Source organism: Actinomycetospora sp. C-140 (assembly GCF_054796175.1).
In genome coordinates, this window is sequence record NZ_JBTWNF010000016.1 from 94,165 (window position 1) to 114,621 (window position 20,457).

At 75.6% G+C, this 20,457-nt stretch carries 18 protein-coding genes; 11 read left to right on the top strand and 7 right to left on the bottom strand.

The genetic code is table 11. The annotated features are described in order from the left end of the window. Positions 1–92 precede the first annotated feature (92 nt). Positions 93–296, bottom strand: coding sequence for a BldC family transcriptional regulator (locus ACR9E3_RS24070; protein WP_133830047.1), 204 nt, complete (start codon positions 294–296; stop codon positions 93–95). A gap of 207 nt (positions 297–503) precedes the next feature. On the opposite strand from ACR9E3_RS24070, the gene ACR9E3_RS24075 reads away from it, so the two are divergent. After that, positions 504–863 carry a DUF4229 domain-containing protein gene (locus ACR9E3_RS24075; protein WP_460383150.1) on the top strand — a complete coding sequence of 120 codons (360 nt, stop codon included), beginning with the start codon at positions 504–506 and terminating at the stop codon, positions 861–863. A gap of 3 nt (positions 864–866) precedes the next feature. On the opposite strand, the gene ACR9E3_RS24080 is transcribed toward ACR9E3_RS24075, so the two are convergent. The 3 genes from ACR9E3_RS24080 to ACR9E3_RS24090 all read right to left on the bottom strand — a co-directional run bounded on the left by ACR9E3_RS24080 (position 867) and on the right by ACR9E3_RS24090 (position 4,044). Next, on the bottom strand, positions 867–1,739 hold the full coding sequence (locus ACR9E3_RS24080) for a 1,4-dihydroxy-2-naphthoate polyprenyltransferase (RefSeq protein ID WP_460383151.1): 873 nt from the start codon (positions 1,737–1,739) through the stop codon (positions 867–869). A 64-nt stretch (positions 1,740–1,803) separates the two neighbouring features. Then, the gene (locus ACR9E3_RS24085; RefSeq protein WP_460383152.1) at positions 1,804–3,069 is read right to left on the bottom strand and encodes a hypothetical protein; all 1,266 of its coding nucleotides are present in this window, start codon (positions 3,067–3,069) and stop codon (positions 1,804–1,806) included. A 300-nt stretch (positions 3,070–3,369) separates the two neighbouring features. Beyond that, a complete protein-coding gene (locus ACR9E3_RS24090; RefSeq protein WP_460383153.1) occupies positions 3,370–4,044 on the bottom strand; it encodes a DUF998 domain-containing protein in 675 nt (224 codons plus the stop codon). Between the two features lie 147 nt (positions 4,045–4,191). Between ACR9E3_RS24090 and ACR9E3_RS24095 the strand changes: the two genes are divergently transcribed. Both ACR9E3_RS24095 and ACR9E3_RS24100 read left to right on the top strand, forming a co-directional pair. Beyond that, positions 4,192–4,515 (top strand): YciI family protein, encoded by a 324-nt coding sequence (locus ACR9E3_RS24095; protein WP_460383154.1) that lies wholly within the window; start codon positions 4,192–4,194, stop codon positions 4,513–4,515. Further along, a complete protein-coding gene (locus ACR9E3_RS24100; RefSeq protein WP_460383155.1) occupies positions 4,512–6,491 on the top strand; it encodes a sigma-70 family RNA polymerase sigma factor in 1,980 nt (659 codons plus the stop codon). The genes ACR9E3_RS24095 and ACR9E3_RS24100 overlap by 4 nt, the downstream gene beginning before the upstream one ends. A gap of 3 nt (positions 6,492–6,494) precedes the next feature. Here ACR9E3_RS24100 and ACR9E3_RS24105 read toward each other — a convergent pair whose 3' ends face one another. From ACR9E3_RS24105 to ACR9E3_RS24115, 3 genes are all read right to left on the bottom strand, one after another. Continuing rightward, positions 6,495–8,210 (bottom strand): DHA2 family efflux MFS transporter permease subunit, encoded by a 1,716-nt coding sequence (locus ACR9E3_RS24105; RefSeq protein ID WP_460383156.1) that lies wholly within the window; start codon positions 8,208–8,210, stop codon positions 6,495–6,497. Between the two features lie 88 nt (positions 8,211–8,298). Next, positions 8,299–9,072 carry an HlyD family secretion protein gene (locus ACR9E3_RS24110; RefSeq protein WP_460383157.1) on the bottom strand — a complete coding sequence of 258 codons (774 nt, stop codon included), beginning with the start codon at positions 9,070–9,072 and terminating at the stop codon, positions 8,299–8,301. 7 nt (positions 9,073–9,079) lie between these two features. After that, complete coding sequence (locus tag ACR9E3_RS24115) at positions 9,080–10,474, bottom strand: efflux RND transporter periplasmic adaptor subunit (RefSeq protein ID WP_460383159.1); 1,395 nt, start codon at positions 10,472–10,474, stop codon at positions 9,080–9,082. Positions 10,475–10,878: 404 nt separating this feature from the next. On the opposite strand from ACR9E3_RS24115, the gene ACR9E3_RS24120 reads away from it, so the two are divergent. From ACR9E3_RS24120 to mnhG, 8 genes are all read left to right on the top strand, one after another. Further along, positions 10,879–12,069: a DUF6777 domain-containing protein gene (locus ACR9E3_RS24120; RefSeq protein ID WP_460383160.1), complete on the top strand. Its 1,191-nt coding sequence runs from the start codon at positions 10,879–10,881 to the stop codon at positions 12,067–12,069. Positions 12,070–12,176: 107 nt separating this feature from the next. After that, positions 12,177–13,943 carry a 2-succinyl-5-enolpyruvyl-6-hydroxy-3-cyclohexene-1-carboxylic-acid synthase gene (menD, locus tag ACR9E3_RS24125; protein ID WP_460383161.1) on the top strand — a complete coding sequence of 589 codons (1,767 nt, stop codon included), beginning with the start codon at positions 12,177–12,179 and terminating at the stop codon, positions 13,941–13,943. A gap of 84 nt (positions 13,944–14,027) precedes the next feature. Further along, positions 14,028–16,880: a Na+/H+ antiporter subunit A gene (locus tag ACR9E3_RS24130; protein WP_460383163.1), complete on the top strand. Its 2,853-nt coding sequence runs from the start codon at positions 14,028–14,030 to the stop codon at positions 16,878–16,880. Next, complete coding sequence (locus tag ACR9E3_RS24135; protein ID WP_460383164.1) at positions 16,877–17,368, top strand: Na(+)/H(+) antiporter subunit C; 492 nt, start codon at positions 16,877–16,879, stop codon at positions 17,366–17,368. The genes ACR9E3_RS24130 and ACR9E3_RS24135 overlap by 4 nt, the downstream gene beginning before the upstream one ends. Next, a complete protein-coding gene (locus ACR9E3_RS24140; RefSeq protein WP_460383165.1) occupies positions 17,365–19,167 on the top strand; it encodes a Na+/H+ antiporter subunit D in 1,803 nt (600 codons plus the stop codon). Before ACR9E3_RS24135 ends, ACR9E3_RS24140 begins: the two co-directional genes overlap by 4 nt. Then, the gene (locus ACR9E3_RS24145) at positions 19,164–19,745 is read left to right on the top strand and encodes a Na+/H+ antiporter subunit E (protein WP_460383166.1); all 582 of its coding nucleotides are present in this window, start codon (positions 19,164–19,166) and stop codon (positions 19,743–19,745) included. The genes ACR9E3_RS24140 and ACR9E3_RS24145 overlap by 4 nt, the downstream gene beginning before the upstream one ends. After that, the gene (locus ACR9E3_RS24150; RefSeq protein WP_460383167.1) at positions 19,742–20,026 is read left to right on the top strand and encodes a monovalent cation/H+ antiporter complex subunit F; all 285 of its coding nucleotides are present in this window, start codon (positions 19,742–19,744) and stop codon (positions 20,024–20,026) included. Before ACR9E3_RS24145 ends, ACR9E3_RS24150 begins: the two co-directional genes overlap by 4 nt. Further along, entirely contained in the window at positions 20,023–20,436 is a 414-nt protein-coding gene (mnhG, locus tag ACR9E3_RS24155) for a monovalent cation/H(+) antiporter subunit G (protein WP_460383168.1), read from the top strand. Before ACR9E3_RS24150 ends, mnhG begins: the two co-directional genes overlap by 4 nt. The last annotated feature ends 21 nt before the right edge of the window (positions 20,437–20,457 follow it).

The following is a 20,457-nucleotide window of genomic DNA, read 5'->3' on the forward strand; positions in this document are numbered from 1 at the left end:
CGGCCGGATCTCCGCCGGCCGCCGGGCACGACCCCTGCTGCGGACCGAGCGCCGCCGACCGGCGGCGCGGGGCCGCCGGTCGTGCGGGATCGCTAGTGGTGCGCCTCGCTGGTGAGGCCGTCGAGCAGCGTGCGCACCTCGGACTCACGGAAGCGGCGGTGGCCGCCCGGGGTGCGGATGGAGCCGATGCGGCCCGCAGAGGCCCAGCGGGTCACGGTCTTGGGGTCGACGCGGAACATCGCGGCGACCTCGCCCGGGGTCATGAGCCGCTCGCTGGCCTCGTGAGCGATGGTCATGTCACTCCACCTTCCCTATCGCCACACACAACCGGTCCGCCCCGCGGAAGAGCGGAGCGGACACAACACGGCGAATCGTGACACCGGACCCCGTACGTACTCGAACGCTTGTATCCAGGTAAAGGGTTCATAAAGGGCGAAAAGGGACGTGTCCGACGTCCGTCGCCGGGTCGCACGGCCGGCTCGCCGCGGGCCTACCCTGGGGTCGTGAGCACCGAGGATCCCGGGCCCGGCGAGGGCGTCCGGACCGACGCCGCGCCCCCCGCGGGCCCCACCGGACCGGCCCCGACCGGGACGCCGGGCGCCGTGGCCCTGGCCGTCCTGCTCTACGTCGGCGCGCGCCTGCTCGTCGTCGCGGTGATCGGCGGCGTGCTCGTCGCGGTCGGCCTGCCGCTGCTCCTGGCGCTGCTGGTGGCCATCGTCGTGGCGCTGCCGCTGTCGCTGTACCTGTTCCGCGGGCTGCGGGCCCGGCTCACGGGCGAGATCGACGCGGCGACCGCGTCGCGCCGTGCCCGCCGGGAGCAGCTGCGCGCGGAGCTGCGGGGCGACGTCGACAGCCCGGAGTGACGGTCAGGTCAGCGCCAGGCCGAGGGCCGTCGCCGCCGACCACACCAGCAGCCCGAGCGCGGTGTCGCGCAGCACGGGGATGAGCTGCGGGCCGGTCGAGCCCGCGAGCACGCGGCGCAGGCTGGGCACCAGCAGGACCAGGGCGAGCAGGCCCGCGAGCGCGCCCCACGCGCGCAGGCTCAGCACGAGTGTCATCCCGAGCGGCACGACCACCAGGGCGGCGTAGAGGACGCGGGTGTCGCGGTCGCCGAGCACCACCGCGAGCGTGCGCTTGCCGGTCTCGACGTCGGAGGAGATGTCGCGCAGGTTGTTGGCCACGAGCACGGCGCAGGCGAGCAGCCCGACGCCCACCGACGCCCCGATGCCCAGCCCGCTCGCGCGCCCCGTCTGCACGAACTCGGTGCCGAGCACGGCGACGGGGCCGAAGAACACGAACACCGCGACCTCGCCGAACCCGCGGTAGCCGTAGGGCCGCGAGCCGCCGGTGTAGAACCACGCCCCCAGCAGGCACGCGGCGCCGACGAGGATCAGCCACCAGTGCCCGCTGTAGAGCGAGAGGGCGACGCCGGCGACGGCGGCGGTGCCGAGACAGGCGACGGCGGCGCGGCGGACCTTGTACGGCTGCGCGACGCCCGAGCCGACGAGGCGCAACGGCCCCACCCGGTCGTCGTCGGTGCCGCGGATGCCGTCCGAATAGTCGTTGGCGTAGTTCACGCCGATGACCAGGCCGACCGAGACGATCATCGCGAGCACCGCGGCGACCAGATCGAACCCGGCCACCCCGGCCGCGGCCCCACACCCCGCCAGCACCGGCGCGACCGCCGTGGGCAGCGTGCGCGGCCGCGCTCCTTCCACCCACTCCGCCACGGTCGCCACGCCGGGCGAGCCTAGTGGCCCGGCCGTGTCACCCGTCAGAGCGCTTCCTCACGGTGTCAGCGGGTCACTGGCACGGCGGGACGGGCGGGGCGCCCTGGATCCAGGCCGCCGGGACGTACCGCTCCGGGCGGGTCTGCAGCCACAGGTTGCTGGTGCCCTGGCTGCCCGTGACCGGTGTGCCCGCGCGCTGGCACTGCACCTCGACCTGGGCGCCGTCCCCGACGACGCCGGCCTCCGGCGCCGCGGCGTCCGGGGTGGCGCGCTCCTGCACCGGTCCGGCGCCGACGGTCACGGCACGACCGAGCGCCGCGGAGCGCGCGGTCCACAGGTAGTCGACCGTGACGAAGCTGTTGGTGGTGAGCCCGAGGCCGTGGAAGGTCCCGTCGGCGAGGTCGATGCCCGCCGGGTTCTTGATCGGGCGGCCGAAGCCGTCGTTGCCGCCGTTGTACCGGTCCTCGTAGGCGGCCTGGGCCATCGGCCGGCCCTGGGGCAGGTCCTTCCACTGCTCGCGCTGGTCGGCGGGGTTCCAGTAGTCGTCCTTGGTGTTCCAGGGCCCGACGTCCCACACCGGCACGGTCGCGCAGCGCCCGGCGTCGGTGCAGACGCGCACGCTGTAGTCGCCCTTGCCGTCGGGCGAGAGCGCGCGCCGCGAGGGCAGCGCGACGAACTGGTCCTCCGGGGCGATCCGGTGCCCGTTGGCGGTGGTCCCGCCGACGAGGCCCTCGCGCGTCGCGAACACGCGGTAGCTGGCGCGCGGCGTGATGGCGCGCGGCCCGGTCGGCACCTCGTCGGCGAGCACCTCGAGGCTGCGGACCGACGGTCCGGCCGAGCCGGTGGGCGCGAGCAGCGCGAGGCGCACGGCGACGGTCCTCGTCGGTTCCGGCAGCGTCGCCGGCGCCCCGGGCTCGGCGGGGATCCACTCGGTCCACTGCCCGTCGTCGCCCTGGCCGCGGACGTCGACGGCCACCTGTCCGCCGGGCGGGACGTCGCCCACGACCGGCGCGTCGATGCGGTTGACGGGCTCGGCGAACTGGTGCGCGCCCAGGTCGAGCAGGCCCTGGCGCTGCGCGCCGCGCAGCGAGGCGGGGCCTGTCTCGGTGCCGTCGCGGGTGGTGGAGAGCCGGGCGGTGCCCTCGGTGACCTCGACGCCGGTCGACGTGCCGGCCAGCGGCGGGGCCCAGCGCTGGGGACCCTCGTCGGCCGCCGCGGACGGGGTGTCGCGCGGGAGCGGGCCGGACGGGCCGGTCGGGGGCGGGCCCGGGTCGGCGAGCGCCGCGGGGGCGCCCACCGGGGCGGTCAGGGTCAGGGCCGTCGTCAGGGCGGCGGCCACGACGAGTCCCGCCCGTCGCGTCCGTCGCGCCCGCACGGCCCGTGTCGGGGACGCGGGGCCAGTCGTGTCGGAGCGCACGCCGCAGTCAACGGCGCGACCGCGGGCCCGGGGTACCGGTGGCGACGGAGATCCGCTCGATGGGTTGTCATCCCGTCGAGTGTTTCGCCACCCGTCCGGCGCGCCGTCTCGACGGCGCCGCGTACGTCGTGCTGACGCGCGGGGTCCACGGGGCTCCTGTGGGTGAGCACGCCACGAGCCCCTCGGGTGCCGGTGCACCCGAGGGGCTCGTGCCGCACGGCGTCAGGCGGTCCGGCGCAGGCGCAGCGCCACGGTCGCGACCCACACCATCGCGGTGATCGCCCCGATCGCGAGGGTCAGCGTGCCGCTGGCACCGCCGACCATCGCCCAGCCCCAGCCGGCGACCAGGGCGAGCCCCGCGACGCGGGAGGCCGCGGCGAGGTCGCGGCGCCCGCCGCGGGAGAAGTGGCGGCCGAGGACGCAGCAGGCGGCGATCAGCGTCGTGAACGTGAGCGTGCCGGCGACCATGTGGCCGTAGGCGTGCCAGGTCACGAGGGGGAGGTCCGCCGGGGCGCCGACGGGGAAGTTCGCGCCCGGGTCCATCACCATGGCGCCCGCGAGGACGAGACCGACCCCCGAGGCCGCGACGAGGCGGGGCGCCCACACGCCGCCGGGTGTGCCGCGCAGGGCCTGCCGGAGCCCGCGGGCGCCGGCGACCGTCAGCACGCCGGCGACGACGAAGTTGGCGATCTGCAGCCATCCGAGGTCGCCCGTGGACAGCAGGCTCAGCGGGTGGACGAGGATGTCGAACCCCGCGCGGGTGGCCGCCTGCACGGTGGAGACCACCGCCCACCCGATGAGACCGGCGGCGAGGAGGCCCAGCCGGGCGCGGGTGTCGGGCTCGGACACGGCGGTGGCGGCCGGGGTGCGGGCCGGGGTGCGGGTCGGGGTGCTCATCTCGGGTTCCTCTCGTCGGGTCCTCGTCGGACGCTCGCCAGGACGTCGACCGGGCTGATATGACAGGGAACGCGCCCGTTCCCTGTCGCATCGCCCCGGTCGACGGGGAGCCGGAAGCCGTCATCACCCGAGACCGAGGAGTTCGAGATGCGCTACCTGATGACCACCGGGGAGAACAGCCGCCGGCCCGACGAGGCCCTCTTCGCGGAGATGGGCGCGTTCATCGAGGAGATGACCGCCGCCGGCATCCTCATCGCCACCGGCGGCCTGGAGCCCGGCGGCACGACGATGACCTCGCACGGCGACGAGATCACCGTGACCGACGGGCCCTTCGTCGAGGCCAAGGAGGCGATCCTCGGCTTCGCGCTGGTCGAGGTCTCCTCGCACGAGGAGGCGCTCGAGGTCTCCCGCCGCTTCCGCCGGATCGTCGGTGACGGCGACAGCGTGCTGCGGCGGGTGATGGGCCCGTGACGTCCGCGCGTGGGGGCGGCGAGGAGTCGCGCGCCCGCGTCGACGCGGTCTGGAAGCTCGAGGCCGCCCGCGTCGTCGCCGCCCTCACGCGCATGGTCCACGACGTCGGGCTGGCCGAGGAGCTCGCCCAGGACGCCCTCGTCGCGGCGCTCGAGCAGTGGCCCGCCGAGGGTGTGCCCGACAACCCCGGGGCGTGGCTCACCGCCGTCGCCAAGCGCCGCGCGATCGATCACCTGCGGCGTGAGCAGCGCGCGGAGCGGGCGCACGAGCGGGCGGCGGCCGGGACGGCCGCGGTCGCCGAGGCCGCCGACGGCGCCGACGACGCGGACCGGCCCGACGAGGACGCGGACGTCCTGCGGCTCATGTTCCTGTCGTGCCACCCGGTGCTGCCCACCGAGGGACGCCTGGCGCTGACCCTGCGGCTGCTCGGCGGCCTGTCGGCCGCCGAGATCGCGCGCGCCTTCCTCGTCGACGAGACGACGGTCAGCCGGCGCATCGCCGACGCGAAGCGGGCCCTCGCCGCGGCGGGCGCCGAGCTCGCGATGCCCGGACGCGAGGAGCTGGCCGCGCGCCTGCGGTCGGTGCTCGAGGTCGTGTACCTCGTGTTCAACGAGGGCTACGCGGCCACCTCGGGCCGGGAGCTGGTCCGCGCGGACCTCTGCGGGCAGGCCCTGCGCCTCGGGCACCGGCTGGCGGCCCTCGCGCCGTCGGAGCCCGAGGTGCACGGCCTGGTCGCGCTCATGGAGCTGCAGGCCTCGCGCACGGCGGCCCGCACGGCCCCGGACGGCGCGCCGATACCGCTGCACGAGCAGGACCGCGGTCGGTGGGACCCGGTCCACGTGCGCCGCGGGTTCACGGCGATGCTGCGGGCCCGCGACCTCGGTGGCGCGCCCGGCCCCTACGTCCTGCAGGCCGCCATCGCCGTCTGCCACGCCCAGGCCCGCCGCCCCGAGGACACCGACTGGGCGGCGATCGCCGCGCTGTACGACCGCCTCGCGGCCCTCCGGCCCACCCCGGTCGTCGCGCTGAACCGCGCCGTCGCCGTCGCCCGCGCCCGCGGCCCGGCCGAGGGGCTCGCCCTCGTCGACGCCCTCCGGGACGACCCCCGCCTGCGCGACTACCACCTGCTGCCCGGCGTCCGCGCCGACCTCCTGCGCCGGCTCGGCCGCGGCGAGGAGGCGCGCCGGGAGTACGCCCGCGCGGCGGCCCTGACGCGCAACGACGCCGAGCGCGCGTTCCTCGACGCGCGGGCGGCCGACGCCGCCCCCGAGGTCCCGACGGCGGGACCGACGCTCGGGGACCTCGCCGACGGCTTCCTCGCCGGGCTCGCCGCACCGGCCCGGCGCGCCTACGCCCAGACGCTGGGCCGGCTGGTGCGCGACCTCGGCGCGGCGACGCCGCTCGCCGGGGTGGGCGCCGACGACGTCGCCCGCGTGGTCCGCACCTCCTGGGACGGGGCCGCCGCGACGACCTGGAACCGGCACCGTGCCGCGGTCCGCTCGTTCGCCGCGTGGTCCGGGCGGGCCGAGCTCGCCGACGGCCTGTCCCGCCGCGCCGCGGGCACCCCGCCCACCGCGCCCGTCGCCCCCGACCGCGTCGCGGCCCTGTGCGCGGACCCCGCCGTGCCGGTCCGCGAGCGGGCCCTGTGGTCGCTGCTGCACGAGTCCCGGGCGCCGGTCCGCGCCGTGCTCGCCCTCGACGTCACCGACCTCGACCGCGACGACCGCCGCACCCACGACGGCGCGGTGAGCTGGCGGTCGCGCACCGCCCGCCTGCTCGACGACCTGCTGGACGGGCGCACGCGCGGGCCGGTCTTCCTCGCCGACCGGCGGCCCGGTCCCGCGCGCACCCCGGGGACCGCCGACCGCTGCCCCGACACCGGCCGCACGCGGCTGTCCTACGAGCGGGCCGAGTACCTGTTCACCCGCGCGACGGGCCGGGAGGCGACCCTGCGCCGGCTGCGGGCCCGCGCTTGACCGTCAGGCCTCCGCCACGACCTTCTCGCCGCCCGCGGCGGGCTTCTTGCTCTTCAGCAGGAGGGCGAAGCCGACCGCGACGGCGCTGAGGACGGTCGTGACCAGCATGAGGTCGTCGAAGGCGTTGGTGAACACCTGCCCGGTGGCGGCCTGGTCCAGCGAGTACTGCTGGAGGATCGCGCTCGTGGCGCCGCTCCCCGCACCGCCGGAGCCCGCCGTGCCGGCGGCGGCCCCCGCGCTCGCCGCGGACTCCTGGGCGCCCATCAGCCCGCCCATGTCGCTCGAGCCCTGGGCCTGCTGGGCGGTCATCAGGGCGGTCATGGCGGCCAGGCCCATCGCCGAGGACGTCCGCTGGACGAGGTTGTTGAACGCGCTCGCGCCGCTGGTGTTCGCGGGCGGGACGGCGGACAGGCCGTTGGTCATGATCGGCATCATCGCCAGCCCGATGCCGCCGGCACGGAAGGCCAGGATCCACTGCAGGTGGGTGTGCGAGGTCTCCACCGTGATGTCGTGCAGCAGGTAGGTGCCGATCGCCATCACCGACAGGCCGATGACCGCGGGCCACTTGGCCCCGAACCGGTCGTAGATCCGCCCGGCCAGCGGCATCATCACCGCCATGACCGCCGCCTGCGGCAGCAGCAGGATGCCGGAATCGAACGCGCCCATCCCCTGGAACTGCTGGAGATAGACCGGGATGTAGAAGAGCACCCCGAACAGGCCGATCGAGATGATCGCGATGAGGATCAGCGAATTGGTGAACGGCCAGAAGCGGAAGACGCGCACGTCGAGCAGCGGATGGTCGACCTCGAGCTCGATGACCACGAACAGGGCGAGGCACAGCGTCCCGAACGTCAGCAGGATCAGGACCCGGTAGCCGGTCCACCCCCACGACTCGCCCTCCGAGAGCGCGAGCAGCAGGGAGAACAGGCCGGCGGCGATCGCGAGGAAGCCGGGCAGGTCGAACCGCTTGGCGAGCCCGCCCGTGAAGGCGGGCAGGAGCGCGACGGCCGCGATCGCGCCGATGATGCCGATCGGGACGTTGATGAAGAAGATCAGCCGCCAGTCGACGTACTCCACGAGGTAGCCGCCGAGGGTCGGGCCGACGGCGGGGGCGACGATGATGCCGAGCCCGTACATCCCCATCGCCGCGCCGATCCGCTCCCGCGGCACGATCCGATAGACCATCGAGAGCGCCACGACCGGGATGACGCCGCCCGGGATCGCCTGCAGGATCCGGAAGGCGATCATGCTGTTGAGGTCCCACGCGAGCCCGCACAGCGCGGACCCGGCGGCGAAGCCGAGCAGCGACAGGATGTAGGCCCGGTTGAGGCCGATCTTCTCGCCGAGCCACGCACTGGCCGGGACGATCACGCCGAGCGCGAGCGAGTAGGACGTCGCCACCCACTGGATGTCCTCGGTGGTCGCCCCGAAGTCCTTCTGCATGGCCGGGATCGCGACGTTGACGATGCTGACGTCGAGCACCGACATGAACATGCCGACGACCAGGACGATCAGGGACACCACCCACGGCCCGGAGGACGCCGGGGTGGGCGGCGCGGCCGGTGCCGGCCGCGGGGTCGGAGTCGGGGCGCTCGGGGGCTCGGGCGGTGCCGTCGGTGCCGTCGGTGCCGGCCGGGCCGGTGCGGCGACCGCCGTCGGCGGATCCGCGGTGGCGTCGCGGGGCTCCACCGACGTCTGGGCCGGCGTCTCGGTCGACATTTCTAGAGTGTCGCAGCGGAGGGCGGCCGGGGCTCGTTCTCCATTTCCGGAGAAAGGGTCACGAACGGCTCGTTCTCGCGCATTCCGGTCATCGCTCGTCCTTGTGGATGTCCGCCGTGACGTTCATGCCCGGGATGAGGTCGAGACCGCGGGGATCGTCGATCGTGATCTTCACGGGGATCACCTGGGTGACCTTCTGGAAGTTCCCGGAGCTGTTGGACTGCGGGAGCGGGGAGAACACCCCGGCGGCGCCGCCCTGGATCTCGCGGACCGATCCCGTCAGGTCGACGCCCGGGTAGGCGTCCACGGTGATGTCCACGGGTGCGCCGACGCGCACGGCGTCGATGTCGGTCTCGTCGACGCGCGCGGTGACGGTGAGGTCGGACAGGTCGTAGGCGACCGCGAGCTGCGTGCCCGCGGTGACGAACGCGCCCTCGGTCGTGTCGTCGGTGGCGACCGTGCCGGCGGCGGGGGCGCGGATCGTCAGCTGCGGCTGCACGAACGCGCCCTGCAGCTGGACCCGCCCCACGGCCTCGTCACGGCGCAGCACGGTCCCCTGCGTCGCCGACCAGTCCACGAGCGTCCCGCTGGCCGGGGCGACGATCGGGATCTGGGTGCCGTCGATCTGCGCGTTGTCGGTGGACACGATGCGGCTCGAGACCGCGAGGTAGTTCACGAGGAACGCGATCGCGGCGAGCACCGCGACGGCCGCGATGACGATCAGCGCGATGCGGGTGGAGCGCTTCAGCGGCCGGCGCCCGCTCGGCGGAGCGGCCTCGTCGCTGCCGCCGTCGCCGTCCGTGGCCTGCGCCGTGGCGACCGGTCCGGTCGTGGGGTCGTCGTGCTCGGTCTGCTCGGTCATGGGGTGCTCACCTGCCTCCGGTGACGAGGACCTGCTGGTTCGGCGACAGCCCGCCGAGGACCTGGGTGCGGTCGGCGCCGACGAGCCCGGCCTGGAAGCGGGTCGGCTGCTGGTGGCCGTCCGGGGCCACGACGGTCACCGAGGTCGCGCTGCCCTGGCGACGCACCGCGCTGTTCGGGACCGTCAGCGAGCCGTCGACCCGGCCGGTGACGACCGAGGCCCGCGCGGTCTGGCCCTCCCGCAGGCGGGGGTCGGGCGTGGTCAGGGCGACCGTGACGTAGTAGTTGACGACGTTGGAGATCGCCGCCCCCGACGGCGCGACCGCCTGGACCGTGCCCTGCAGCGGGACGTCCGGGATCGCGTCGACGCTGACGTCGACGTGCTGGCCCGCGCTGATGGCGGCGGCGTCCTCCTCCTGGAAGGGCACGACCACCTGGAGGGTGGCCGGGTCGTCCAGCACGATGAACTGGGCGCCGCCGGGACGGGTCGGGCTCGCCCCGGCCGAGGCGCCCGCGGCTCCCGCCGCCCCTGCGGCGCCCCCGGCGCTGCTCGCGGCGGGCGCGCCCGGGATGGCGGCGTCGCTGCCGGGCGCCTGGGCCGTGGTCCCGGAGCTCGCGCCGACGTACTCGCCGACGGCCCCGTTGAGGGCGGTGACGACGCCGTCGGACGGCGCCTCCAGCGTGGTGTTCTCGAGGTTCCGGCGGGCGGTGTTCACCGCCGCGCGGGCGCCGTCGACCGCGGCCTCCGCGCCGTCGAGGGCGTGCGGGCGCTGCGCCTCGGCGGCGTCGAGGTTGTTCTGCGCGCTGACGACACCCTGGCGGGCCTGCTCGACCTGGAGGTCGCCGGCGGCGGAGCTCCCGCCGCCGGACGAGCCGGAGGCGCCCGAGGCGCCGGACGCTCCCGAGGCGCCGGACGCTCCCGAGGCGCCGGACGCCCCCGCGCCGCCCGCCGCCGCCCCGCCCCCGGAGGACGCCGCGCGCTCGGTCGCGTCCAGGATGCGGTTGGCCTGGTCGAGGGCGGCCCGCGCGCCCTCGACGGACGTCGAGTCCTCGGCCTGCTCGAGGCTCGCCTCCTGCCCGTCGAGCTGCGCCTGGGCCTGGCGCAGCGCCTGCCGGGCGGCGTAGTCGTCCACGGTGGCCAGGACCTGGCCGCGCGTGACGCGGTCGCCGACGGCCACGCGCACGGACGTGAGCTCCCCGCCCTGGGCGAAGCCGACGTTGAGCTGCCCCGCCGACACCGAGCCGACGGCCGACACCGAGGTGCTCACCGAGGCGCGCTCGACGGGCACGGTGCGCGGGGCCGACGTCGTCGACGAACCGCAGCCGGCGAGCACGGCGCTCGCGGCGACCGTCGAGACGGCCGTGGCCGCCCACAGGCCGACTCGGGTGGTGCTGACCGCCACCAGGCCTCCCCGCTGGTTGGTACATACAAGTATTTGGTGACACACCGTCGCGGTGGAGCGTGCGACGCGGGGAGCATGACACGGACGGGTGATCGATCAGCGGGGGGCCGGTCGCCGCGGCGATCACGTCGCTGCGAAGTGTGACGACCTGGGTGATTCCGGACGAAGCTCCCCGGGGCATGCCGTGCCGGGCAGGGACGTCCGTCGGCATCGCTGCCGCGCATGCGGCCACTCATCGTCGCCGTCGGTTGCGCCGATCGGCTGAACTGACTGCGGGCGAACGTGCGACCTGTGTCACAGTCGGTGCCGAGGTCGGGGATGAGGTCGGGGATGACGTCGGAGGCGGGCGGCACCGCGGTGTGGTGTCACCGCTCCGGGTCCTGACCAGGTGGGTTCGACGACCGATGACGGAGCCTGCACCGCCGCCGCGGCCCCCGACCCCGGCGACCGTCACGGTGTCGCGGCGATGGCTGATCACCACCGGGGCGATCGTCGCCGCCATCGCCCTCGTGGTCACGGGGTCGGCCGTCGTCATGCTGACCTCGGGGACCGCCGCCGCGGACGAGACGTCGCTCGAGCCGGTCAACACCCCGCAGGAGAACCCGTTCCTCCCGGCGCCCGGGGGGACCGACGCCTCCGGCGTCACGCCGCCCTCCGGAGCGGCCGGGTCGCACTCGGGGGCCACGCCGGGCCTGTTCGGCGGCACCGGCAGCAACACCTGCGACCGCGACGCGATGGCGAGCTTCCTGGCCGGGCACCCCGACCTCAACGCGGCGTGGGCCGAGGCCCAGGGGATCGCGGCGGGGGAGACCGTCGACTTCCTGCAGCACCTCAGCCCCGTGGTCCTGCGGGCGGACACCGCGGTGACGAACTACGGCTATGCCGACGGGGAGCTCACCAGCCGCACCGCGGTCCTCCAGAGCGGCACGGCCGTGCTGGTCGACGGCTACGGCTCCCCGCGGGTGAAGTGCTACTGCGGCAACCCGCTCGCCGCGGCCCCGCACCGCCTCTCGTGGCACTACGAGGGCACACCGTGGCCGACCTTCGTCCACGTCGACGTCGTGGTCGTCCACCCCGCGCCGGTGGTCGTCAACAACTTCACGATCGTCGACGTGGTCACGAACAACACCTACGTCGTGACCCCGCCGCCCTGGTGGTACGGCCAGGTCTCCGGGCCGCCGGACGACGAGGGGAGCTCGAGCGACCCCGCGGACGACCCGACGAGCAGCACGACCACCTCGACCACGACGACCACCACGAGCGTCCCGCCCGGTTACCGGCAGCCCGGGCCGGCGGACCTGCCGGGCACCGGGGCCCCCGGTGACCCCGGTCCGGGCACCCAGGAGTGCCCGGCCGGCGGGGGTTCGGTCGGCGGCGGGCTCATCCCCAGCGGCGGGGCCGAGGCGGGCGGGGCGCGCACCGACCCGGGCGACACCCAGGGCGGGGCCGCCACGGCGCCCCCGACCTGCGAGTCGACCGCGGGACCGACGTCGTCCACCACCAGCAGCACGACCACCACGACGACCACCACCACGACCACCACGACGACCCCGACGACGACGACCACGACGACCGACGCGCTGCCCGGCACCTGAGCGCCGGGTGCCCCGGTGCGTGAGATGCGTCGCGATGGGGGCCCGGATCGCCCGTCCGGCGTCGGCCGGCGGGTGCGAGCGCGGTCGCGTCTCTACCCTCGGGATGCGTGATTCCCTCGACGGCGCAGGCCCACGTCGTCGTCGACGAGTGGGTACGCGCCGGGGTGACCGACGCCGTCGCGTGTCCCGGGTCGCGCAACGCGCCCCTGCTCGTCGCCCTCGACGCCGCCGACCGTGACGGCCGCCTGCGCCTGCACGTGCGCATCGACGAACGCGGCGCGGGCTTCCTCGCCCTCGGTCTCGGCGCGGTGTCCGGGCGGGTGGTGCCCGTCGTGGTCACCTCCGGGACGGCGGTGGCGAACCTGCACCCCGCGGTGCTCGAGGCCTCCCGCGCCGGGGTGGGGCTGCTCGTCGTGAGCGCCGACCGGCCCGTCGACCTCGTGGGCAGCGGCGCCAACCAGACCGTCGACCAGGTCGGCCTCTACGGCGAGGCGGCGCGCGCGTCGATGGTGATGCCGCTGGCCGAGGACCGGCCCGGGGCCGCACGCACCTGGCGGGCCGTGGTGACCCGCGCCCTGGACCGCGCCGGCGGCGTCAGCGGCGGCGATCCCGGTCCGGTGCAGCTGAACGTCCCGCTGCGCGAGCCGTTGCTCGACCCGGCCGACGACGCTCCGGGCGAGCCCGACCCCACGCTCGCCGGGCGTCCCGACGGCGCGGCCTGGACCCGGACGGCCGCGGCCCCGCCGTCCTCGGCGCTCGCGCCGCTGGCGCTGCGGGCCGGCGTGCGCACGCTCGTCGTCGCCGGCCACGGGGGCGCCGCGGTGCCCGCGGGGACCCGGCTGCCCGACGGCGTACCGGTGCTCGCCGAGCCCACGTCGCCGCTGTGGTCGGACCCGCGCGGTGGGCGGACGCTGCACGCCGGGACCTGGGTGCTGCCCGCCGCGCTCGACGGCGTCCGTGACGACCTGCGGCCCGAGCAGGTCGTCGTGCTCGGCCGCCCGACCCTGCACCGCGCGGTGTCCCGCCTGCTCGCCGATCCGGGCGTCGAGGTCCTCGCGGTGCCCGCGGTCGCCCCCACGGGCGGGCGCCCGCGCCCCGGGTGGACCGACGTGGCCGGCGCGGTCTCCGCGGTCGGCGCGCTGCCGGACCCCGACGACTGGAAGCCCGACGCCGCGTTCGCCCGGGCCTGGGCCGTCGCCGACGACCGGGCCGCCGCGGCGCTCGTCGGCGACGCGGGGCAGCGGGCGGCCGGCCGCGCGGGCGGCGCCGTGGACGGACCCGCGCTGGCCGCCGCGACCGTGGCCGCGCTGCCGTCCGGGGCGCACCTCGTGGTCGGCGCGTCCGCCCCGATCCGCGACGTCGCGCTCGCGGCGACCCCGCGCGGGGACGTCACCGTCCACTCGGCCCGCGGTGTGTCGGGCATCGACGGCGCGGTGTCGCTGGCGGTCGGGGTGGCGCTCGCCCATCCCGGGCCGACGTACGCGCTGCTCGGGGACCTGACGTTCCTGCACGACACCAACGGGCTGCTCGTCGGGCCGGACGAGCCCCGCGGCGAGCTGACCGTCGTGGTCGCGAACGACGACGGCGGCGGCATCTTCACCACCCTCGAGCAGGGCGCGCCGCGCTACAGCGCCGCCTTCGAGCGCGTGTTCGGCACGCCACACGGCACCGACCTGGCCGCCCTGTGCGCGGCCCACCACGTCCCCCACCGACATGCGGAGCCCGTCGACCTGCCCGCGGCGCTCGCGCCGACGGGACGGCCGGGGACGCGGGTGGTCGAGGTCGCGGTCGACCGCACCCGGCGGCGGACGGCGGGGGAGGACACGGCGGCGGCGGTGCGGGCCGCGGTGGCCGCCGACGGCCCCGGCGAGTGACCCGTGTCGTCACCGCACGCGACCACCACGGGGGATCCTGGATGATGCTGCGGCCGTAGCGACGAGGACAGGAGTGCAGCGGGCGTGCTGGTGCTGGTGGTGGCGCACGCGGTGGCCGCGCTCGTCGCACCCCTGCTCGTCCGGGCGCTCGACCGGCGCGCGTTCCTGCTGCTGGCGCTCGTGCCGGCCGCGGCGTTCGCCTGGATCCTCGCCGAGCTGCCCGGGGTGCTGGCCGGGCAGGTGCCCGAGCAGAGCGTCCCGTGGATCCCGGCGCTCGACGTCGCCATCGCGTTCCGTCTCGACGCGCTCGCCGCGACCGTGTCGCTGCTGGTCACCGGCGTCGGGGCGCTGGTGCTCGTCTACTGCGCGCGCTACTTCGCGCCGGGCGCGCGGGGCATGGGCCGGTTCGCGGGCGTCCTGGTCGCCTTCGCCGGCGCGATGCTCGCGCTGGTCTGGTCCGACGACGTCTTCGTGCTCTACGTCTGCTGGGAGCTGACCACCGTCTTCTCGTTCCTGCTCGTGGGGCAGGACGCCCACAAGCGGGCGAGCCGCGCGGCGGCGGTGCAGGCCCTCGTCGTCACGGCGGCGGGCGGGCTGACGATGCTGGTCGGTCTCGTGGTCCTCGCCGGCGGCGCGGGCACCACGCGCCTCTCGGAGCTCGTCGCGTACTACGCCGGCCCCGCGGCCACCCCGGCCGCCCTGACCGCGGGTGTCGTGTGCGTGCTGGTCGGCGCGATCACCAAGTCGGCCCTGGTCCCGTTCCACTTCTGGCTGCCCTCGGCCATGGCCGCGCCGACCCCGGTGTCCGCCTACCTGCACGCCGCGGCGATGGTGAAGGCCGGCGTCTACCTCGTCCTGCGCCTCGCGCCCGGGCTCGCCGACGTCCCGCCCTGGCGCCCGCTGATCGCCGTGCTCGCGATCGCGACCCTGCTGCTCGGCGGCCTCCAGGCGCTGCGCCAGCACGACCTGAAGCTGCTGCTCGCGTACGGCACCGTCTCCCAGCTCGGTTTCATGATCCTCCTGGCGGGCGCGGGCACCCGCGACGCGGCGCTCGCCGCGATCGGGCTCGTGGTCGCGCACGCGCTGTTCAAGGCGTGCCTGTTCCTCGTCGTCGGGGTGATCGACCGTCGCGCGGGCACCCGCGACCTGCGCGAGCTGTCGGGCCTCGGGCGGCGCGCGCCCGTGCTCGCGACGGCGGGAATCCTCGGCGCCGCCTCGATGGCCGGGGCGCCGCCGCTGCTCGGCTTCGTCACCAAGGAGGGCGCCTTCGAGGCGTTCCTGCACGACGCCTACGGCGACTGGGCCGTCCCGCTGCTGGCCCTGGTCGTGCTCGGCTCGGTGCTCACCGTCGCCTACAGCACGCGGTTCGTGTGGGGCGCGTTCTGGCGCAAGCCCGGGGTGGACGCGGTGGCCTGGTCCGAGCCCGGCCCCCTGTTCCCGGCGCCGCCGGTGGTGCTCGGGGTCGCGGGCCTGGTCGCCGGCCTGGGCGTCGCCGGGCTGGCGCCGCTGCTCACCGCCTACGCCGACACGTTGCCCGTCAGCTACCCGGCGCTGCTGGAGCTGGTCGTGGTGCCGTCGGTCGGCGTCGCCCTCGGGCTCTCGGTGGTCGCGCTGGTGCTCGGGTTCGCCGCCGGCGTGCCCGCCGTCAGCGCGCGCCTCACGGCCCGCCACCCGCTGGCCGGCGTCCGCGCGGAGATCACCTGGCGGGGCGTGGTGCACGCCCTGGAGAACACCTCGCTGCGGGTCACGGCGCTCACCCAGCGCGGGTCGCTGCCCTGGATCCTCACGACGGTCTTCTCGGTGCTCGTGCTGGGCCCCGGACTCGCGCTGCTGCTGTCCGCGGACCTCGGCGAGGTCCGGGTCGACCGCCTCGTCGACTCCCCGTTCCAGCTCCTCGCGGCGGCCGTCGGCGCCGCGTGCGCGATCACGGCCACGCGCGTGCGCCGCCGTCTCGGCGCCGTGCTCGTCGTCGGCGGGCTCGGCTACGCGACGGCGCTGTTCTTCGCGCTGGCCGGGGCGCCGGACGTCGCGCTGACCCAGGCCCTGGTCGAGACGGCGACGCTCGTGGTCGTCGTGCTGGTGCTGCGCACGCTGCCGCGCGACATCGCCGACCGGAACACCCCGCGCCAGCGGGTGCGCCGCCTGCTCGTCGCCGTGCCGGTCGGGCTGCTCATGACCGGCCTCGGCGCGGTGGCGCTCGCCGCGCGCCGCGTCCCGCCGGTGTCGGCGGCCTACCCGACCCAGGCCTACGACTTCGGCGCGGGCGCGAACGTCGTCAACGTGACCCTGGTCGACATCCGCGCCTGGGACACCATGGGCGAGCTCTCGGTGATCGTCGCCGCCGCGACCGGCGTCGCGAGCCTGGTGTTCCTGCACCGCCGCTCGGGCGCCCCGCCCCGCGCGGAGGAGCAGCCCGCGGTCACCCCGTCGACGCGGGCGGGCGGGTGGCTGCGCTCGGCCCGCCGCGGCGACGGCGACCGCGTGCTGCTCCTCGAGGTGATCACCCGGCTGGTCTTCCCGACGATGATGGTGGTCTCGCTGTACTTCCTGTTCGCCGGCCACAACGCGCCGGGCGGCGGGTTCGCCGGCGGACTCGTCGCGGGCCTCGCGCTCGTCGTGCGCTACGTCGCGGGCGGGCGCTACGAGCTCGGGGAGGCCGTCCCCGTCGACGCCGGCGTGCTGCTCGGGATCGGGCTGCTCTGCGCGGGAGGAACGGGCCTCGGGGCGCTGCTGCTCGGCGGCGAGGTCCTGCAGACCGCCGTGCTCGAGGCCGACGTCCCCGTGCTCGGCCACGTCAAGTTCGTGACGTCGCTGATCTTCGACGTGGGCGTCTACCTCATCGTCATCGGGCTCGTGCTCGACATCCTGCGCAGCCTCGGCGCCGAGCTCGACCGGCGTCGGACCGCCACCCTCCAGCGCGAGGAGGTGCCTTCGTGACCTCGCCGATCGTCCTGCTCGCCCTGGTCGGCGTGCTCTACACCGCCGGCGTCTACCTCATCCTCGAGCGCAGCCTCACGCGCGTGCTGCTGGGCATCCTGGTGCTCGGCAACGCCACGAACGTGCTCGTCGTCATCGCGGGCGGCCGCGCGGGCGAGGCCCCGCTGGTCGGCCGCGCCCCCGACGCGGCGATGAGCGACGCGCTGGTCCAGGCCCTGGTGCTCACCGCCATCGTCATCACGCTCGGGGTGACCGCGTTCCTGCTCGCCCTGATCCACCGCGCGTGGACCCTCGAGCGCGAGGACGACCTCACCGAGGACGTCGAGGACCGCTCGGTGCGGCGCCGCCTGGCCCGCGGGGAGCAGGAGGACGAGGAGGAGCTCGACACCGCCGGGTGCGAGAACACCTCCGACACCGACCCCGACGACACCGAGTCGCTGCCCGACCCGGCGCACGCGGCCGCCGGACGCGGGGAGGGCCCGCGGTGAACCCCGGCTCCAGCCTGCTCGCGACCCTCATCCCGCTCCCGACGCTGCTCCCGCTGCTGGGAGCGGGCCTGACGCTCGTGCTCTCGCGCCGCCCCACGCTGCAGCGCGCCGTGAGCGTCGCCGTGCTGTCGGTCGTGGTCGTCATCGCGGCGCTGCTGCTCGTGGCGGCCGCCCTGTCGGGGCCGATCGTGGTGACGGTCGGGTCGTGGCCGGTGCCGCTGGGCATCACGCTCGTGGTCGACCCGCTGTCGGCGCTGATGCTGCTGACCTCGATGACGGTGACGCTCGCCGTGCTGGTCTACGCGATCGGGCAGGGCGTCTACGACCGCGACGAGGCCACCCCGATCACGATCTTCCACCCGACCTACCTGATCCTCGCCGCGGGCGTGGCGAACGCGTTCCTGTCCGGGGACCTGTTCAACCTGTACGTCGGGTTCGAGGTCCTGCTGATGGCCAGCTACGTGCTGCTGACCCTCGGCGGGAGCCGCTCGCGGGTCCGCGCGGGCGTCACCTACGTCGTCGTCAACGTGGTGTCCTCGCTGGTCTTCCTCGTGGGCATCGCCCTCGTCTACGCCGCGGTCGGCACGCTGAACCTGGCCCAGATCTCGGTGCGCATGGCCGCGGTGCCGCCCGGCACCGCGCTCGCGATCCACCTCGTGCTGCTCACGGCGTTCGGGATCAAGGCCGCGGTGTTCCCGCTGTCGGCGTGGCTGCCCGACAGCTACCCGACCGCCGCCGCGCCGGTGACCGCGGTGTTCGCCGGCCTGCTCACCAAGGTCGGCGTCTACTCGATCATCCGCACCGAGACGCTGCTGTTCCCGGGCTCGGAGGTCACGCACACCATCCTGCTGGTGGCGGCCGCGCTGACGATGGTCATCGGCGCGCTCGGGGCCATCGCCCAGTACGACATCAAGCGCGTCCTGTCGTTCACGCTCGTCAGCCACATCGGCTACATGATCTTCGGGATCGCGCTCGCGACACCGATGGGCGTGGGCGGCGCCGTGTTCTACGTCGTCCACCACATCACCGTGCAGGCCACGCTCTTCTGCGTGGTCGGGCTGATCGAGGGCGTCGGGGGCTCGACGTCGGTCAGCAGGCTGGGCGGTCTCGCCCGCGCGTCGCCGCTGCTCGCGATCCTGTGGTTCGTGCCCGCCATGAACCTCGGCGGCATCCCGCCGCTGTCGGGCTTCGTCGGCAAGCTCGGCCTGGTGCAGGCCGGCGTCGCCGACGGCTCCGCGCTGGCCTGGGTGCTCGTGGTGATCTCGGTGCTCACGAGCCTGCTGACGCTCTACGCGGTCACCAAGGTCTGGGTGCTGGCGTTCTGGCGCCCGGCCGACCAGATCCCGGTGCCGGAGCCCGCCGACGCCGACGAGGAGGAGTCACCGGCGGACCCGGACGAGGACGACGCCGCCGAGGCGACCGGTCGCCTGCCCGGCGCCCCGGCGCCGCGCAGCGGGGTCCTCACCGGGGTCGCGCCGGGCACGGCCCGCACGATCGCGGACGCGGGGGCCAACAGCGGCGCGGAGGTCGACTGGCCGGTGGCGCGGATGGCCCCGGCGGACGGCGGGCCCGTGCTCACCGGCCGGTTCCTCGGCACCCCGAACGACCGGGTGTCGTCGCGGCTGCCCGTGGTGATGGCCGGGGCCACCGGCGCGCTGGTGGCGCTCGGGCTGGCGCTCACCGTCGTCGCGGGTCCGCTGTACGCGGTCGCCGACCAGGCCGCCGACGACCTCGTCAGCCGCACGCCCTACATCTCGGCGGTCTTCGCGCAGACCGTCGACGACCGGGTCGCCCGGTGAGCCGCCCGACCCCGCCCGACACCGCGGGGCTGCTCCGCCGCGCGGTCCCCGTCGTGTGGCTCGTGCTGGTGTGGGTGCTGCTGTGGGGCACGTTCTCGTGGGCCAACGTGCTCGGCGGGCTCGCCGTCGCGCTCCTCGTCCTCGCCGTGTTCCCGCTGCCCCCCGCGCCGGGACGGGGCTGGCTGCACCCGCTCGCCGCGCTGCGCGCCGTCGGGCGCTTCACCGCCGACCTCGTGGTGTCGAGCCTGCAGGTGGCATGGCAGTCGCTGCAGGCGGTGCTGCCGGGGCCGCCGATCCGCAGCTCGGTCGTCGCGGTGCGTCTCGCGTCGTCCTCGGAGTTCGTCATGGCGATGGTGGTCGAGACGCTCTCGCTCGTGCCGGGCAGCGTCGTGATCGAGGCACGGCCCGAGGAGCGCGCGGTCTACGCCCACGTGCTCGGCGCCGACGACGCGGAGGCCGTCGCGGCGTTCCGCGCGCAGGTGCGCCGGCTCGAGGCCGACATCGTCGCGGCGCTCGGGCGGCCGGCGGCGCCGGCCGTCGGTGCCGCCGGTGACATCGGTGAGGAGGAGGTGACGTGAGCACCCTGCTCTCCCTGCTCGACGCGGTGCTGGTCGTGTCGCTGGTGCTGCTCGGGCTGTCCGCGGTCCTCGTCGTGATCCGGCTGCTGCGGGGCCCGACGGGTCTCGACCGCCTGGTCGCCCTCGACGTGCTCGTCGCCGAGTTCCTCTGCGGGCTCGTGGCCTACGCGGCCCTGACCGGCGACTCCGCCCTCGTGCCGGTGGTCGTGGCGATCAGTCTGGTCGGGTTCCTGGGCTCCACCACCGTGGCCCGCTTCGTGCGGCGGGGGACCGGCCGGTGACCGGGCCCGCCGAGACCGGCCTCGAGATCACGCTCGACACCGTCGGCACCGTCCTGATCGTGCTCGGGGTGCTGCTGACCCTCGTCGCGTCGGTGGGCCTGCTCTCGCTGCCCGACGTGCTGAGCCGGATGCACGCGGCCACGAAGCCGCAGGTCGTCGGGCTGCTGCTCGTCGTCGTCGGGGGCGCTCTGCACCTGCGCACGAGCGTCGACGTGTGGATGCTCGTGCTGGTCGGTGCGTTCCAGCTCGTCACCGCGCCGGTCACCGCGCACGTCGTCGGGCGGCTCGCCCACCGCGGCGACGGGGTGCGGCGGGACCTGCTCTACGTCGACGAGCTCGACGACAGCCCGGACGTCGCCGACCCGGGACCGGACACCGCACGGACCGGGCCCGACGGCGGGCCGCGATGAGCCGCCTCCCTAGACTCGGGA

What these genes read in the sequence shown, in the direction of transcription:
- ACR9E3_RS24070 (WP_133830047.1), bottom strand. Translation starts at nt 296, where the DNA reads ATGACCATCGCTCACGAGGCCAGCGAGCGGCTCATGACCCCGGGCGAG.
- ACR9E3_RS24090 (WP_460383153.1), bottom strand. Translation starts at nt 4,044, where the DNA reads ATGAGCACCCCGACCCGCACCCCGGCCCGCACCCCGGCCGCCACCGCC.
- ACR9E3_RS24095 (WP_460383154.1), top strand. Translation starts at nt 4,192, where the DNA reads ATGCGCTACCTGATGACCACCGGGGAGAACAGCCGCCGGCCCGACGAG.
- ACR9E3_RS24105 (WP_460383156.1), bottom strand. Translation starts at nt 8,210, where the DNA reads ATGTCGACCGAGACGCCGGCCCAGACGTCGGTGGAGCCCCGCGACGCC.
- ACR9E3_RS24110 (WP_460383157.1), bottom strand. Translation starts at nt 9,072, where the DNA reads ATGACCGAGCAGACCGAGCACGACGACCCCACGACCGGACCGGTCGCC.
- ACR9E3_RS24120 (WP_460383160.1), top strand. Translation starts at nt 10,879, where the DNA reads ATGACGGAGCCTGCACCGCCGCCGCGGCCCCCGACCCCGGCGACCGTC.